The following is a 16,165-nucleotide window of genomic DNA, read 5'->3' on the forward strand; positions in this document are numbered from 1 at the left end:
TGTCCAACGAGGAGCCGCCGGTGAAGGCAGTTCCGCTGAACGGCCCGAACCGCCCGGCCGTCCGTCAGCTGCCCTCGGTCCAGACGGAGCGGTCGAGGAAACCGTCGCCGTCGTCGTCGTACATCCGTTTCTCGAAATCGCCGTCGTGGTCCTTGTCGTAGCCGGCGAAGTCGACGCGGTTGTCGAGGTCGAGGTCGACGCCGATGAAGTCGGTGCGCCCGTCGTCGTTGAGGTCGACCAGGATGTCGACGCCGCCGTCGGCGCGGCCCCGGTAGGTCGCCTCGTCGAGGGCGCCGTCGCCGTCGGCGTCGACCTGGTTGTCGTAACCCTCGGGAGGCGTCTGTACCCGCACGGCCTCGCTCACCGAGACGATCTCATCGGTCAGCGAGGTGAGGGCGAGGGGCGCGTCACCGAGGCCCGTCACCGCGGGCAGGCCGTCGAGGTCGGGGTTGTCGCCGAGGCCGGAGACCGGCGCCGGCTCGGACAGGTCCTGACCGCTCTGGGTCGCGACCATGCCGGCCACCGTGCCGAACTCGGACCACGGACCCAGATCGTCGCCGCCGAACTTAGCCATCTCTGCACGATAGGGCCATCAGTCCAGCTCCGGCATCGCCACCGCGTGCGGACGGGGACGGCACGAGCCGCACTGCACCGCGTCGTCGACGACGAGCGCCTCGGCCCGGCGCCGGCTCTCGGACCGGTTCACCTGAAGGATGTACGGCCCGAACCGGGCGTGGTCCGCGCAGACGCCCCGGCCGCAGAAGCGGCAGGTGGCGCGGGCGGCCTCGGCACAGAACCAGCAGAGCATCAAGCCTCCTGTGTGGGGACTCCGTGCTCAGCCGCCGGCTCCGCCCTCCCCGGTGCTCTGCGTCGTCTCGGGCACGTCCGGCGTGGTGGGCGGCGTCGTCGCCGGAGTCGTCGGCGGGGTGGTGGGGGGCGTCGTCTTCGGAGTGGTCGGCGGCGTGGTCGGTGGCCGGGGCGTCGTGGGCCGGACAGTCGGCGACGTGGTGGTGGGCGGCGCGGTCGTCGCCGGCCGGGTGGTGGTCGTCGTCTCCGTCGGGTCGGTGGGGGCCTCGGGCTCGGTGGTCTCGACGGGATCATCGGTCTGTGACGGTGTGACTACAGTAGCGCTCGGCGACGCCGGAATGCTTGGAGCAGTCGACGGCTCCTCGGCCGGCGTGGACTCCTCCGACTCCTCCGTCGGCGGGGCGCTCTCCTCCGGCGGCGCCACCGGGGCGCCGTCCTTGCAGGCGAGCTGTGCGCCGGTCGCGGCCGAGGCCGTGCCGCCGGCGGCGACCTTGCCGGACGAGACGGTGACCGTGGCCGGTTCGACCGCGAACCAGGCGGCGCCGTCGTTGGTGACCCGGCCCTCGCTGCGGTCGACGGTGAGGGCCAGCGGCCGGAAGGCGCCGCTCGTGCTGCCGGTGCCGGCGAGCAGCCGTCCGCTCTGGAGCGACAGCATGCCCACCGGCGCGCGGTGCCGGCCGCTCTCCACGTGCAGGCCGCCGATGCCGACCTTGCTGCCACCGCAGATCAGCGTGGACGCCCCGCCCGGGAAGATCAGCCGGGCCGACGAGCCGGCCGGGACGTCGAGGGTCTCGCCCTGGTCGATGTGGCGGGACGCGCCCGCCGCGAGGGTCTGCTGCTCGCCGTCGAAGGTGGCCGTCACCCCGCCGGTGTCGACGGTCAGCAGCAGCTGGTCGGAGGGCATCTCGGCCCAGGCCGGACCGGCCTTGAAGTTGAGCCCGGCGACGAACACGGCACCGGTCAGCACCAGCACCGCCGCCCACCGCAGCCCGCGCTCGAAACGCTGGTCGGCCTCGGGGGCGACCTCCTCCTCGGGCGGTCCGGGCGGCACGGCGAGAGGCGGATAGGCGCCCCGGGCGCCGGAGCCCCGGAAGCCGGTGACCACGGGCATCTCGGAGCCGGGCCGGTGGGTGGCGCCGACCAGGGGTGGCAGGTCGGAGGCGTCCGGCAGCACCCAGAGCCGCACCGGCGTGCGCGACTGGGCCACCATGCCGGGGCTGCCCTCACCGACCGGGCCGACCAGCGTGCCACGGCGCAGCTCGATGCCGTCGGGCAGGGCGATGACGCCGGACTCGACCACCACCGCGTGGGTGGGCCCGGGCAGGATGACCGGCGCCCCGGGGTCGAGGTCGACCGGGTGGGCCGAGGCGATCAGGGCGAGCCGCTGGTCGACGGCGAGGCCGGCCAGCGCCGGGGTGTCGGCGAACAGCGCCTCGGCCTCGGCCCGGTCCTGCGGCGGCGGGCCGGGCAGCGGGCCGACCACTGTGGCCACGGTCGCGGTGGGCACCGAGAGCAGCGTGGTGCCGGCCGTGTGCCAGTCGAGCTGGGTCGATCGGCCGGTCAGCGCGTTGACCAGGCCGACGACCGCGCCGGGGCCGACGTGGTGGCGGATCGTGCCGGGCGGGTCCCCGGGCCGGCGGGCCTCCAGGGCGCCCTCGACGACCACGAGCACGGCCTGCTGCGAGCCGCCGGAGAGCACGACCTGGCGTCCCTTGGGAGGGTGCACCCAGCGGGCACGGGCGGCCAAGCCCTGGAGCGCCGGCTCGGGCAGCCCGCCGAGCTCGGAGGCGCGCAGCGCGGCGAGCCGGCGCGGGCTGTCGGCCTCGCGGTCGTTCTCGGCCCGGCGCAGCCGGGAGCCGGCCAGCCATCGGGCGGCCTTGCCGGCCACGACGAAGACCATGGGGCCGGCCACGCCGGCCATGATCAGCAGGAGCAGGAGGGCGCCGAGCGGCCCGGAGTGCCACAGCCCGGTGGCCGCGCTCGAGACCCGGTCGATCCAGAGCCGGTACGCCAGGACGAGCGCCAGCGCGATCCAGGCCACGGCGAGGTAGCCGTACAGCGCGATCAGGCGCCCCTCGCGATCGAGCGTCTTGAAGGCCGGCGACCGCCCGCGCAGGCGGCCACTCAGCCAGGCCAGCGCCCGGTCGCGCAGCTGCGGAATCTCGGTCCAGTCGGTCAGCAGCTGCTGACCGCCACGCCGCAGGAGCGGGCTGAGCTGGAAGAACAGACCCAGATAGCAGAGAAAGGCGAGCTTGAAGGTGAGACCGGCCAGCGGCGGCACGGCCAGACCGGCGAGCTGGGCCACGCCGGCCAGCAGCAGCAGACCGGCCGGGCCGGTGGCCGCCACGAGCAGGCGGGCGCGCCGCCCGGCCATCCACACGTCGCTGGTCTCGACGAAGAGCGAGGGCATGCCGTACGACACCAGCAGGCCGGCCGCCGGCACCTCACGTCCCGTGGCCTTGACCGCCATGGCCCGCCCGAGCTCGCGTACGCCGGCCACGATCGGGTTGAGCAGCAGGAGCACGATCGCGCCGAGCAGATAGGAGTCCCCGGCCAGGAACAGCGACCGGCTCCCCCGGGCCCAGGTGATCGCGAACAGGGCCACGCCGATCACCGAGAGCGCCGCGACGGCGATGCCGGCGCCCTTGCCGAACAGGAAGCGGCCACCGGCCCGGTAGAGGGTGAGGAACAGGCCGTCGGCGTCGAACGTGAGCAGGCGCGGCCCGGAGGCGGCGGGCGAGGGCAGCGGCCGGCGCCCGATCTCCTCGAGCGGCCGGAACGCGTCCATCGGCAGCTCGTCGAGCATGCGGTGGGCGGCCAGGTCGGCCACGACCCGGCGGACCTGGTCGGGGGCGAGCCGCCCGGCGATCCGCGCGAACTCGGCGACCAGCCGGGTGACGGTGTTCTCGCCGTCCATCAGCAGAGCGAGCTGCCACTCGTCGGGGGTGAGGCGCAGATATCCGGCCCGGGTGCCGTCGTCGGGCGAGCGCAGCAGGAGATATTCGCCGCCGCGGGCGTCGGCGAGCTGCACGGCCTCGATGCCGGCGCGGAGCACGGGCCGGGCCCGGGACGGGTTGAGGCGGTCGACGACGGCGCCCCAGAGACCCGGGTCGCCGGACTCGCCCGGAGCGCGCCCGGCCACGGCCTCCCAGACATTTGTCGGGCTTTCGACGTACGACGTCACGGAAGGGCGCGCCTCTCACTGCCTCGGTGTCGCCGCATGGGCGATGGCGAATGGCAGATTAGGCCGTCCGGGCGGCCGAAGGCGAGACCCGCGTGTCGAATTGGGCTGTTTTCCCCGTAATCGGAGAATGACGCCGGACAAACGTACGGCGGGCGGCGCGGCAACCCCCTTGCCGCACCGCCCGCCGCAGCGGGGGAGAAAACCTACTTGGACTCGGCCAAGGTGACGGTGACCGTCTTCTTGGCGCCGTCCCGCGTGTATTCCAGCGTCATCTGCTGACCGACCGAGCCGCCCTGGACCGCGGCGACCAGGTCGTCGGAGTCGCCGATGGCCTTGCCGTCGGCCGAGGTGATGACGTCGCCCTGCTGGAGACCGGCCTTGGCCGCCGCGCTGCCCGCGGTGACCTGGCTGACCAGGGCGCCGCCGTTCTCGGCGTCGGCCACGCTGACACCGAGCGCCGGGTGGCTGACCTTCTTGCCGGCCATCAGGTCTTCGGCGACCTGCTTGGCCTTGTCGCTCGGGATGGCGAAGCCGAGGCCGATGTTGCCGCTGCCGCTGCCCTGGGTGGCGATGGCCGAGTTGATGCCGATGATCTCGCCGTTGGTGTTGACCAGGGCGCCGCCCGAGTTGCCGGGGTTGATCGGGGCGTCGGTCTGCAGCAGGCCGGACATCGTCGTGGTGGAGCCGGACTGCTGCTGGCTCTGACCGCCGAACGGGCTCTGCTGCTGCTCGTCCTCGCTGCTGGACTGGATGGTGCGGTCCTTGGCGCTGATGATGCCGGCGGTGACCGAGCCCTCGAGGCCGAGCGGGCTGCCGATGGCCAGGACGGTGTCGCCGACCTGCATCTGGGCGCTGCTGCCGAAGGTGGCCGGCTTGAGGTCGGACGCGTCGGACACCTTGACCACGGCCAGGTCGGTGCGCTCGTCGGTGCCGACGATCGTGGCCGCCGACTTGTTGCCGTCGGCGAAGATCACGGTGACCTTGTCGCCCTGGGCGGTGGCGACCACATGGTTGTTGGTGACGACGTAGCCGTCCTTGGACAGCACGACGCCGGAGCCCTCACCGCTGTCGGTCTTGATCGAGACGACGCTGTCCTGCACGGCGGAGGCGATCGACGCCAGCGACGAGCGGTCGACCACCTTGGTGACCGACGAGTTTCCGGTCTGCACCTTGGGCGACGAGCCGTCGTCGTCGAAGGCGAGCGCGGTCGCGGCGCCGACGCCACCGGCGCCGAGCGCGATCAGCACGGCCGCCGCGCCGGCGACCAGGATCTTGCGACCTCGCGTGTTGCGCGGCCGCTGCTGCTGGTCGACGGGCGCGGCCCAGGCCGGCTGCCCGTCCGACGCCCAGGTCTGGCCCTCGCTCCAGGCCTGGCCCTCGGCGGCGCCGATCGATGGCTGCGTCTGGGTGGTGCCGCCCGGTGCCCAGGCGCCCGGCGTGCCGGCGTAGGCCGACTGCTGCGCGTAGGGCGAATGGGGCTGCTGCGGCTGGCCGTAAGGCTGGTAGCCGGGGTGTTGGTAGCCCTGGTGCTGCTGCCAGGGGGACTGCTGCCACTGGGGCGGCCCGGACTGCGGAATCCCGGACTGCGGAATGCCGGACTGGGGAGCACCCGACTGCGGAATGCCGGACTGCGGAATGCCGGACTGGGGGGCAGCGGCCTGAGGCGCGCCGGACTGGGGAACGCCGGACTGCGGGGCAGCGGCCGGCGGGCCCCACTGCGGGGTCTGCGGCGCGGCCGGGGGAACGACGGGCTGCGCGGCCGTCGGCTCCTCAGACTGTCCCCGCTCCGGGCTGCTGCTCTCAGAGGAGGCGTCCGCGGCTCGCGGGTCGGTCTCGTTCTCGTTCATGCCCACAACCTTGCCCCGTCGCGCTCGTACCGACCTGTGTTAGCCCTGGATGTTTTCTGTGAAGGCTTTATCCGGATTTAGCGTAGGCAAAGTCACCTTGAAGGTGGCCCCCTGCCCCGATTCCGAGATCACCTCGACGGTTCCTTGGTGTGACCTGACGATCGCCGCCACGATGGCCAGCCCCAGACCGGTGCCGGTGGCCGCCCGCTGGGTGTTGCGCGTGCGCGCCTCGTCCACCCGGTAGAACCGTTCGAAGATATGCGCTTTCTGGTTCTCGGTCAGCCCCGGCCCGGTGTCCGACACCTCGAACGCCGCCCGGCCGCCCGGCTCGGCGTACACCCGCAAGGTCACCGTCGCCTCCGGCGGCGTATGCACCAGGGCGTTGGTCATCAGGTTGCCGATCACCTGGCGCAGGCGGCCGTCGTCGCCGTTGACGACCAGGCTCTCGGCGCTGTCGCGGACCTCGAGCTCGATCGCGCGCTCGGGCGCGGTGGCCTGCGCGGCCTCGACCGCGTCGAGCGCCAGCACCGGCAGCTCGACCGGGGCCAGGTTGAGCGGCCGCTCCCGGTCGAGGCGGGCCAGCAGCAGCAGATCTTCGACGAGCAGGCCCATCCGGGCCGCCTCGTCCTCGATGCGGCGCACCAGCTTGGCCACGTCCTCCGGGTTGGTGACCGCGCCCTGACGGTAGAGCTCGGCGAAGCCGCGGATGGTGGTCAGCGGGGTGCGCAGCTCGTGTGAGGCGTCCGCCACGAACTGCCGCATCTTGCCCTCGGAGCGCACGGCCCGCGACTCCGAATGCTGGGCCGCCTCGGCCGCCTCCTTCGCGACCGACTCGGCCGCACGGGCCGCCGCCTCCGACTCGGCGCGGGCGGTGAAGGCCGCCTCGATCTGCGCGAGCATGGCGTTGAGGGCCCGGGAGAGCCGGCCCAGCTCGGTCGTGGGTGGCCCGCCGTGACCCTCGGGGTCGGGCACGCGCTGGGTCAGGTCGCCGGCGCCGATGGCGGCCGCGGTGCGCTCGATCTGATGGAGCGGGATCAGGCTCTGCCGGACCAGGGCGGCGCCGACCGAGGCGAGCGCGATCAGCACGCCCACGCCGACCAGCAGGTCGACCCAGAGCAGCTGGCTGACCGCCTGTTTGATCACCGACAGTTTCTCGGCGACCTGGAGGACCGCGCCGCTCTGGTCGACGATGACCAGCACGCGCCACTCGACCTTGCCGTTGGCCGACTTGACCGAGTACGGCTGGCCGAGCACCGCGTTGATGTCGTCGAGCCCCTTGACCAGTGGCGGATAGTCGGCCTCGGTCAGGCTGTCGTCGCCTTTCGCGACGCCGTCGGGGTCGCGAACGCCGCTCACCGAGCTCAGCGAGACGAAAAAGTCGGCCGGCACCGGGATCTTCGTGGCGTAGCGCAGCCGGGAGATCGTGGCCGCGTAGACGCTGATCGACGAGTCGACCCGCTTGAGCAGGTAGTTGTGCAGGGCGTAGGTGCTCGCGGCGCTTATCGCGACCAGCGCCGCGAAGACCAGGGTCAGCACGGACGCCACCAGCTTGACCCGCAGCGGGACGGAGCGCAGGCTGCCCTGCGCGGGGAGCGTAGTGCGTACCCGCTCGGTGAGGGTCACGGCGCGGCTCAGACGGCGGGTTTGCGCAGCACGTAACCGACGCCGCGAAGGGTGTGGATCAGCCGCGGCTGCACGTTGTCGACCTTGCGGCGCAGGTACGAGATGTACGACTCGACGATGTTGTCGTCACCGCGGAAGTCGTATTTCCACACGTGGTCGAGGATCTGCGCCTTAGACAGCACCCGGTTGGCGTTGAGCATCAGGTAGCGCAGGAGCTTGAACTCGGTCGGCGAGAGCTGCACGCGCTGACCGGCGCGGTAGACCTCGTGGGTCTCCTCGTCGAGCTCGAGGTCGGCGAAGACCAGGCGCGACGGCTCCTCGTCGCCCTGCGTCGTGCGGCGCAGCACCGCCCGGATGCGGGCGGTGAGCTCCTCGAGGCTGAACGGCTTGGTGACGTAGTCGTCGCCGCCCAGGGTGAGGCCGCGGATCTTGTCGTCCGTGCCGTCCCGGGCGGTCAGGAAGACCACGGGGGTACGCTGGCCGCCCTCGCGCATGAGCCGGATGACCTCGAAACCGTCGAGGTCGGGCAGCATCACGTCGAGGACGACGAGGTCGGGGGTGGAGTTTTTCGCCGCGCTGACCGCCGCGCTGCCGCTCGTCGCGGTGCTCACGTCGAAGCCGGCGAATCGAAGGCTGGCGGAAAGCAGCTCGAGGATGTTCGCGTCGTCCTCGACGACGAGCAGTTTCGCCTCGGCCTGCTTGGGCTGGGTCTGAACGGCCATGACACCCAGTATTTATCAGTCCGCTGCGACCGGCCTGCACGGCGGCTGAAAGTTTTCTGAAAGCCTGCTTAGGCCGCCAGGCGGTAGCCGGACACCCGGAGCGAGGCCTGCGCGGCGCGGGCGAGCGCCTTGCGATCGGCTCCGGTGGCCGGACGCAACGCGGGCGCGGTCACGAGGGTAACGGTCAGCTTCTTGAGAGCGGCGACCCGGCGTACGGAATCCCACAGGGTGTCCTCGCCGATGAAGGCGGCCGCGGTCGAGTCGTAGACGAGCGAGGCCGGCACCACGGGAGCGCCCGCGTCGATGGCCGCCTGGAACAGCGCCGGGCGGAAGGTGCCCTGGTTGGCGCCGCAGTAGGTGGTGCCCTCGGGGAACGCCGCGACCGTCCGGCCGGACCGCAGCGCCGCGGTCACCTCGGCCACCGTGCCCGGCAGCGCCTTGGGCCGGGAGCGGTCGATGAAGATCGCGCCGGAGAGGCCGGCCAGCGCGCCGATGCCCGGCCACGCGCCGACCTCGCCCTTGGCCACCAGGCGCACCGGCGCCGACGCCATCAGCACCAGGATGTCGAGCCAGGAGACGTGGTTGGCGACCAGCATGCTGCCCGGTCGCACGGCCGGGCCCTGCCGGACGACCCTGATGCCCAGGACCGCGAGCATCGTGCGGGCCAGGGTCCGCAGCGCGACTCCCCGCAGGAGAGGCACGAGCAGCAGACCCCCGACGAGTACGCCGGCCAGCGTGACCATGCGCAGGAAGCCGGCGCCGGGAAGCACGCGCCGGTCGAGCCCGTCCCGGCACAGCGCGGTGCACCCGGAGACGGGCTGCCACAGGGCGATCATCGGCTCGCTCCCAGGAAGTGGCGGCGGTACCGCGGGTCCAGCCGGTCCATCGAGAACAGCACGTAGAAGTCGGCGCAGTTGAAGTCGGGGTCGTAGGCGGGCTCGCCGCAGACCCAGCTGCCGATCCGCAGATAGCCCTTGAGCAGCGCCGGCGGCTGCACCTTGGCGTCGCCCTCGAGGCTGGTCTCGGCGAGCCAGGGACGGCGCGGGGTGACCCGCAGGGCGGGCGGGGAGAGGTGCTTGTTCCGCACCCGGGCCCAGACGCCGGCCGCGGTGACGCCGCCGTCGTCGAGCGGCACCGAGGCGCAGCCACCGAGCCAGCGCAGGTTGTTCAGGTGCAGATAGCGGGCGATGCCGGCCCACATCAGGTTGACGACCGCGCCGCTGCGGTGGTCGGGGTGCACACAGGACCGGCCGGTCTCGACCAGCTGGTCGCGCAGGGGGCGCAGGCCGGCCAGGTCGAACTCGCCGTCGCCGTAGCGGCGTCCGGCGCGCTCGGCGGCCCGCGGGGGAAGCATCCGATAGGTGCCGACCACCGCGCCGGACGCGTCGTCGCGCACGATCAGGTGGTCGCAGAACTCGTCGAACTCGTCGACGTCGCGCCCGTCGGCGGAGGCGGGGAGCCGGGCGCCGAGCTCGCCGGCGAAGACGTCGCGTCGCAGCCGCTGGGCGGCGGCGACCTGCTCGGGGTCGTCGGCGATGAGCAGGGTGTAGCCGCTGGTCCCGGTGGGGGCGGCGGCGGTAAGTAATACGGCCATGTGACTTGTGTAAGGGTGACACCTGCCGATGGAATGTCGGTCCAGGTGGCGATTCATGGCCACAAAATGAACGGCTTGTGCGAGCCTTCCTCACATGCTGATTCCGAGTCGCTACAACGGGCCGCCGGGGACCGGGAACGGTGGATGGTCGGCCGGCGCGTTCGCCGCCGCGGCCGGCGCACGGCCTGGTGGGCCGGTGTTCGAGGTGACGTTGCGGGTGCCGCCGCCGCTGGAGACCGAGCTGCGGCTCGACGGTGGCTCGGTGCTCGACGGCGGCACGCTCGTGGCCTCGCTGGCCGAGGTGGACCCCGGACTGCCGGCGGTGGCGCCGGCCGGGCCGGCCGAGGCGGTAGAGGCGTCGCGGTCGTACCCCGGCTTCACGGCCCATCCCTTCCCCACGTGCTACGTGTGCGGCACCGAACGCCCCGACGGGTTGCGCATCTTCTCCGGGCCGCTGCCGGACGGGCGTACGGCCGCACCCTGGTCCGTGCCCGAAGAGGCGGATCTCCCGGTGGTCTGGGCCGCGCTCGACTGTCCCGGTGGATGGGCGGCGCTGATCACCGGGCGGACGTACGTGCTGGGCCGGATCGCGGCCGAGGTCACGGCCCTTCCCGAACCGGGCACGACCTGCGTGGTCGTGGGGGCGGCGGTCGAGTTCAGCGGCCGCAAGGCGCTCGTCGGCTCCACCGTGTACGGACCGGAGGGTGACCGTCTCGCCACGGCACGGGCCACATGGATCGCCACGGTTTAGTAGGTTGACCTCTCCCAGGCCACGGAAAGGATTTCGATGAGCACCGACGAGATCGTCGTCGAGCACCTCACGAAGCAGTACAAACGTCTACGTGCGGTGGACGATCTGTCGTTCAGCGTCCGCACCGGCCGCGTGACCGGCTTCCTCGGTCCCAACGGCGCCGGTAAGACCACCACGCTGCGCATGCTGCTCGGCCTGGTCACGCCGACCTCGGGTCACGCCACCTTCGGCGGCACGAAATACGTCGACCTGCACGACCCGATCAAGCACGTCGGCGCGGTGCTCGAGGCGTCCAGTGCCCACCGTGGCCGCACCGGGCGCAACCACCTGCGGATGATCTGCCGGGCCGCCGGCCTGCCGGACACCCGGGCCGACGAGGTGCTCACGATCGTCGGGCTCACCCCGGCCGCCAACCGCAAGTTCAAGGGCTATTCGCTGGGCATGCGCCAGCGGCTCGGCATCGCCGCGGCCCTGCTCGGCGACCCGCGCGTGCTGATCCTCGACGAGCCGGCGAACGGTCTCGACCCCGAGGGCATCCGCTGGATGCGCGACCTGCTCAAGGCGCTGGCCAACGAGGGCCGCACGGTGCTGGTCTCCAGCCACCTGCTGGGCGAGATGCAGCTGCTGGCCGACGACGTGGTGATCGTGGCGGCCGGCAAGCTGATCCGGCAGGGCCCGGTCGACGAGGTGCTGGGCACGATGGGCACGGGCGCGCACGTCCGGGTCCGCACCCCGCAGCCGGCCGAGCTCAAGGCCGCCCTCTCCGAGCTGAACGCGACCGCCACCGAGCAGTCCGACGGCTCCCTCATGGTCATCGGCGCCGAAGCGGCCGCGATCGGCCACGCCGCCTTCACCGCCTCGGTCGAGCTCCACGAGCTGGCCGCCGAGCGCGGCGACCTCGAACAGGTGTTCCTGCAGCTGACGGCCGGAAAGGCTGGAATCCGATGAGTCTCGGCCTGGTCAACGCGGAACTGTTCAAGGTCCGCACCACCTCGATCTGGTGGATCCTCGGCATCGTGCTGGTGCCGCTGTACGCGGCGAGCGTGCTGGCCAACTGGGCCACCTTCGCCACCACCGACGCAAGCACGGTGGAGGGCACCGACCAGCAGGCCGAGCAGGTGCAGGCCGCGCTCGAGCCGGTCAACGTGGCGACCACGTTGTACACGAGCGGTCAGTATTTCGGCGTGCTGATCGTGGTGCTGCTCGCCGCGATCATCGTGACGAGTGAGTTCTTCCATCTGACGGCCACTACCACGTTCCTGACGACGCCGCGGCGAGAAGCGGTCATCCTGGCCAAGTTCGGCGCCGCGATCATCATCGGCCTGATCGTCTGGCTGATCACCACGCTGATCAACCTGGTCGTCGTACCACCGATCATGTCGAACCTCGACGTGCCGGCCCAACTCGGCTCGGGTGACGTGTGGCGGGCCATCGGGCTGAACGCGCTGGCCTTCGTCCTGTGGGCGATCCTGGGCGTCGGCGTGGGCGTGCTGATCCGTAGCCAAATCGCCGCGACCCTGGTCCTGGCCATCTCGTACGTGGTCGGCAGCGCGGCCCTGCAGCTGGTGTTCTTCCTGCTCAGTGAGTGGGTGGCCGAGTGGATCAACAATCTTCAGGTGCTCGTGCCGACGACCGCCTCGCAACTGATGATTTCGGGAACCGACCTTCCCGGTAACCCTCCGCGATGGGTCGGCGCCGTCGTGCTGATCGGCTACGCCGCGATCACGGGAATCATCGGCACATTGATCACCAAGCGTCGCGACATCTCTTAGTCAAAGCGCGTCACACAACCGACGTGGGGACAGTTCGCCTCTAGGGACGGCGTAGCCTGGATGCCGAATCCTTCCCGTCCCATGTGACGGAAACAGTCGCGTGCTGACAAACATGGTGAAAGAGGCGAACACGGAAGTGTCGACCCAGCAGACTTCTCATGAGAACCCACTCGCGGACTTCGGTCCCAACGAGTGGATCGTCGACGAGATGTACCAGCGTTACCTGGCCGACCCCACCAGCGTCGACCCCGCATGGCACGACTTCTTCGCCGACTACAAGCCGGCGATGGCCACGGGGTCGATCGTGACGCCCGACGAGGCGACCGCGGCGAACGCCACCGCGAGCGCCAAGCGCGCCGGCACGGATGCGCCGGCCGCCACCACCGTCGCTCCTGTGAAGCCGACTGTTCCCGCCACCCCGGCTCAGGAGAAGCCCGCTCCGAAGCCGGCGCCCAAGCCCGCGCCGAAACCGGCCCCCGCGGAGTCGAACGGCAAGGCCGACGAGGGTACGAAGACCACCACGCTCCGCGGCGTCGCTGCCAAGATCGTACAGAACATGTCGGCCTCGCTGGAGGTGCCGACGGCCACATCGGTGCGCACGGTCCCGGCCAAGCTCATGGTCGACAACCGCATCGTGATCAACAACCACCTCCAGCGTGGCCGGGGCGGCAAGGTCAGCTTCACCCACCTGATCGGCTGGGCGCTGGTCCGCGCGGTCATGAAGCACCCGGAGATGAACAACTCGTTCGCCCAGGTCGACGGCAAGCCCGCCCTGGTGCAGCCCGAGCACATCAACCTCGGCATCGCCATCGACCTGGCCAAGAAGGACGGCTCGCGCACGCTGGTCGTGCCGTCCATCAAGGGCTGCGAGAAGATGGACTTCCGCAAGTTCTGGCAGGCGTACGAGGACGTGGTCCGCCGCGCCCGCCGCAACGAGCTGACCATGGACGACTACGCCGGCACGACGATCTCGCTCACCAACCCGGGCGGCATCGGCACGGTGCACTCCATCCCCCGTCTGATGACCGGCCAGAGCGCGATCATCGGCGTCGGCGCCATGGAATACCCGGCGCCCTACTCCGGCATGAGCGACGAGACCCTGACCGACCTCGGCGTCAGCAAGGTCACCACGCTGACCAGCACGTACGACCACCGGGTCATCCAGGGCGCGCAGTCCGGCGAGTTCCTCAAGGCCATGCACGAGTTCCTGCTCGGCGACCACGGGTTCTACGACGAGATCTTCACGTCGCTGCGCATCCCGTACGAGCCGGTCCGCTGGGTCCGCGACGTCGCGCACACCTCCGAGGGCCAGATCGACAAGGCGGCCCGGGTCGTCGAGCTCATCCACGCGTACCGGGTGCGCGGCCACCTCATGGCCGACACCGACCCGCTCGAGTTCGAGATCCGCCGCCACCCCGACCTCGACGTGCTCCAGCACGGGCTGACCCTGTGGGACCTCGACCGGACCTTCCCGGTCGGCGGCTTCGCCGGCAAGCAGAAGATGAAGCTGCGCGACGTGCTCGGCGTCCTGCGTGACACCTACTGCCGCCGGGTCGGCATCGAGTACATGCACATCCAGGGCCCCGAGGAGCGGCGCTGGATCCAGGACCGCATCGAGATCAAATATACGAAGCCCGACCAGGACGAGCAGAAGCACATCCTGAACCGGCTGAACGCGGCCGAGGCCTTCGAGACGTTCCTGCAGACCAAGTTCGTCGGCCAGAAGCGGTTCTCGCTCGAGGGCGGCGAGTCGCTGATCCCGCTGCTCGACGCGGTCCTCGAGTCGTCGGCCGAGGCCGGCCTCGACGAGATGGTCATCGGCATGGCCCACCGCGGCCGGCTCAACGTGCTGGCCAACATCGTCGGCAAGCCGTACGAGAAGATCTTCAACGAGTTCGAGGGTCAGATGGACCCGAAGTCGGCTCACGGCTCCGGCGACGTCAAGTACCACCTGGGCCAGACCGGCAAGTACACGGCGCCCGACGGCGAGCACGCGACGACCGTCAGCGTGGTCGCCAACCCGTCCCACCTGGAAGCGGTCGACCCGGTCCTCGAGGGCATCGTCCGCGCCAAGCAGGACCGGCTCGACCTGGGCCTGCACGGCTACACGGTCCTTCCGGTGCTGGTGCACGGCGACGCCGCGTTCGCCGGCCAGGGCGTGGTGGCCGAGACGCTCAACCTCTCCCAGCTGCGCGGATATCGCACCGGCGGCACGGTGCACGTGGTCGTCAACAACCAGGTCGGCTTCACCACCGCGCCCGAGTACAGCCGCTCGTCGCTCTACTCGACCGACGTGGCCCGGATGATCCAGGCGCCGATCTTCCACGTGAACGGCGACGACCCCGAGGCCGTCGTGCGGGTGGCCAAGCTGGCCTTCGAATATCGCCAGGCGTTCAACAAGGACGTCGTGATCGACCTGGTCTGCTACCGGCGCCGCGGTCACAACGAGGGCGACGACCCGTCGATGACCAACCCGCGCATGTACGAGATCATCGACACCAAGCGCTCGGTGCGGAAGCTCTACACCGAGGAGCTGATCGGCCGGGGTGACATCACCGTGGACGGCGCTCAGGAGCAGCTGCGCGACTACCAGTCCCAGCTGGAGCAGGTCTTCAAGGCCACCCGCGACTCGGCCGGCACGCCGCCGCGCCCGCGGGTGATCTCCGAGGAGGCCGAGCCCGAGGTCGACACCGCCGTCGACGCGGCCGTGGTCCGCTCGGTCGGCCAGGCCCACATCGAGCTGCCCGACGGCTTCACCCCGCACAAGCGGGTGCAGCAGCTGCTCGAGCGCCGGGCCAAGATGGGCAACGACGGCGGCATCGACTGGGGCTTCGGCGAGCTGATCGCGTTCGGCTCGCTGCTCAGCCAGGGCGTCACGGTCCGGCTCGCCGGCCAGGACTCGCGCCGCGGCACGTTCGTCTCGCGGCACGCCTCGGTCGTCGACGCCAAGACCGGCAAGGACTTCCTGCCGCTCTCCACGCTGGCCACCGGCAACGCCCGCTTCTTCGTGCACGACTCGCTGCTCAGCGAGTACGCGGCGATGGGCTTCGAATACGGATATTCGGTGGAGAACCCGGAGGCGCTGGTCCTCTGGGAGGCGCAGTTCGGCGACTTCGTCAACGGCGCCCAGTCGATCGTCGACGAGTTCGTCTCCTCCGGCGAGGTGAAGTGGGGCCAGAAGTCGTCGCTGGTGCTGCTGCTCCCGCACGGCCAGGAGGGTCAGGGCCCCGACCACTCGTCGGGCCGTCCCGAGCGGTTCCTCCAGCTGTGCGCGCAGGACAACATGCGGGTGGCCAACCCGACCACCCCGGCCAACTACTTCCACCTGCTGCGCCGCCAGGCCCTGTCCACCAAGCGCAAGCCGCTGGTCGTCTTCTCGCCGAAATCGCTGCTGCGCCACAAGCTCGCGGTGTCGTCGGTCGCCGACTTCACCCAGGGCACGTTCCAGCCGGTCATCGGCGACGCCGGGGTCAACGGCACGCCGCTGGACGCGGGCTCGGTCAAGCGGGTCCTGCTCTGCTCGGGCAAGGTCTACTACGACCTGTTCCAGGCCCGGGCCGAGCGCGGCATCACCGACACGGCGATCATCCGGATGGAGCAGATCTACCCGCTGCCGGTGAACGAGCTCAAGGCCATCCTGGCCCAGTTCCCGAACGCCGAGGACTACGCCTGGGTGCAGGAGGAGCCGGCCAACCAGGGCGCCTGGTCGTTCGTAGCGCTCAACCTGCTCGAGCACCTCGAGGGCGTGCGCCTGCGGCGGATCTCCCGCCCGGCCGCCGCCGCGCCGGCGGTCGGCTCGGCCAAGATGCACGACGCCGAGCAGACGGCCCTGATCGAGGCTTCCCTGCCGCGTCCGTAAGGATCG

At 71.1% G+C, this 16,165-nt stretch carries 12 protein-coding genes; 4 read left to right on the plus strand and 8 right to left on the minus strand.

Annotated elements, in window-relative coordinates:
- Positions 1-64 precede the first annotated feature (64 nt).
- The 8 genes from ACQP2X_RS44595 to ACQP2X_RS44630 form a co-directional block, all read right to left on the minus strand.
- The gene (locus ACQP2X_RS44595; protein WP_498692236.1) at positions 65-574 is read right to left on the minus strand and encodes a hypothetical protein; all 510 of its coding nucleotides are present in this window, start codon (positions 572-574) and stop codon (positions 65-67) included.
- Positions 575-592: 18 nt separating this feature from the next.
- A complete protein-coding gene (locus ACQP2X_RS44600; RefSeq protein ID WP_097318070.1) occupies positions 593-808 on the minus strand; it encodes a hypothetical protein in 216 nt (71 codons plus the stop codon).
- Positions 809-835: 27 nt separating this feature from the next.
- Entirely contained in the window at positions 836-3,991 is a 3,156-nt protein-coding gene (locus ACQP2X_RS44605; protein ID WP_498692238.1) for a cyclic nucleotide-binding protein, read from the minus strand.
- A 203-nt stretch (positions 3,992-4,194) separates the two neighbouring features.
- The gene (locus ACQP2X_RS44610; RefSeq protein ID WP_498692240.1) at positions 4,195-5,838 is read right to left on the minus strand and encodes a S1C family serine protease; all 1,644 of its coding nucleotides are present in this window, start codon (positions 5,836-5,838) and stop codon (positions 4,195-4,197) included.
- A 39-nt stretch (positions 5,839-5,877) separates the two neighbouring features.
- On the minus strand, positions 5,878-7,461 hold the full coding sequence (locus ACQP2X_RS44615; protein WP_498692242.1) for a sensor histidine kinase: 1,584 nt from the start codon (positions 7,459-7,461) through the stop codon (positions 5,878-5,880).
- 8 nt (positions 7,462-7,469) lie between these two features.
- Positions 7,470-8,183 (minus strand): response regulator transcription factor, encoded by a 714-nt coding sequence (locus ACQP2X_RS44620; protein WP_360242911.1) that lies wholly within the window; start codon positions 8,181-8,183, stop codon positions 7,470-7,472.
- A gap of 68 nt (positions 8,184-8,251) precedes the next feature.
- Positions 8,252-9,019 carry a lysophospholipid acyltransferase family protein gene (locus ACQP2X_RS44625; RefSeq protein ID WP_498692245.1) on the minus strand — a complete coding sequence of 256 codons (768 nt, stop codon included), beginning with the start codon at positions 9,017-9,019 and terminating at the stop codon, positions 8,252-8,254.
- Complete coding sequence (locus ACQP2X_RS44630; RefSeq protein ID WP_498692247.1) at positions 9,016-9,777, minus strand: GNAT family N-acetyltransferase; 762 nt, start codon at positions 9,775-9,777, stop codon at positions 9,016-9,018. Before ACQP2X_RS44630 ends, ACQP2X_RS44625 begins: the two co-directional genes overlap by 4 nt.
- A 94-nt stretch (positions 9,778-9,871) precedes the next feature.
- Here ACQP2X_RS44630 and ACQP2X_RS44635 point away from each other — a divergent pair, with 94 nt between their 5' ends.
- The 4 genes from ACQP2X_RS44635 to ACQP2X_RS44650 all read left to right on the plus strand — a co-directional run bounded on the left by ACQP2X_RS44635 (position 9,872) and on the right by ACQP2X_RS44650 (position 16,159).
- Positions 9,872-10,528, plus strand: a complete 657-nt coding sequence (locus ACQP2X_RS44635) for a hypothetical protein (protein WP_498692248.1) — start codon at positions 9,872-9,874, stop codon at positions 10,526-10,528.
- Positions 10,529-10,564: 36 nt separating this feature from the next.
- A complete protein-coding gene (locus tag ACQP2X_RS44640) occupies positions 10,565-11,476 on the plus strand; it encodes an ABC transporter ATP-binding protein (protein WP_498692249.1) in 912 nt (303 codons plus the stop codon).
- Positions 11,473-12,300 carry an ABC transporter permease gene (locus tag ACQP2X_RS44645; protein WP_498692250.1) on the plus strand — a complete coding sequence of 276 codons (828 nt, stop codon included), beginning with the start codon at positions 11,473-11,475 and terminating at the stop codon, positions 12,298-12,300. Before ACQP2X_RS44640 ends, ACQP2X_RS44645 begins: the two co-directional genes overlap by 4 nt.
- Before the next feature lie 112 nt (positions 12,301-12,412).
- Positions 12,413-16,159, plus strand: a complete 3,747-nt coding sequence (locus ACQP2X_RS44650) for a multifunctional oxoglutarate decarboxylase/oxoglutarate dehydrogenase thiamine pyrophosphate-binding subunit/dihydrolipoyllysine-residue succinyltransferase subunit (protein ID WP_498692251.1) — start codon at positions 12,413-12,415, stop codon at positions 16,157-16,159.
- Positions 16,160-16,165 lie beyond the last annotated feature (6 nt).

The sequence above is a fragment of the Actinoplanes sp. CA-131856 genome (assembly GCF_050956135.1).
Classification (GTDB): Bacteria; Actinomycetota; Actinomycetes; order Mycobacteriales; family Micromonosporaceae; genus Actinoplanes.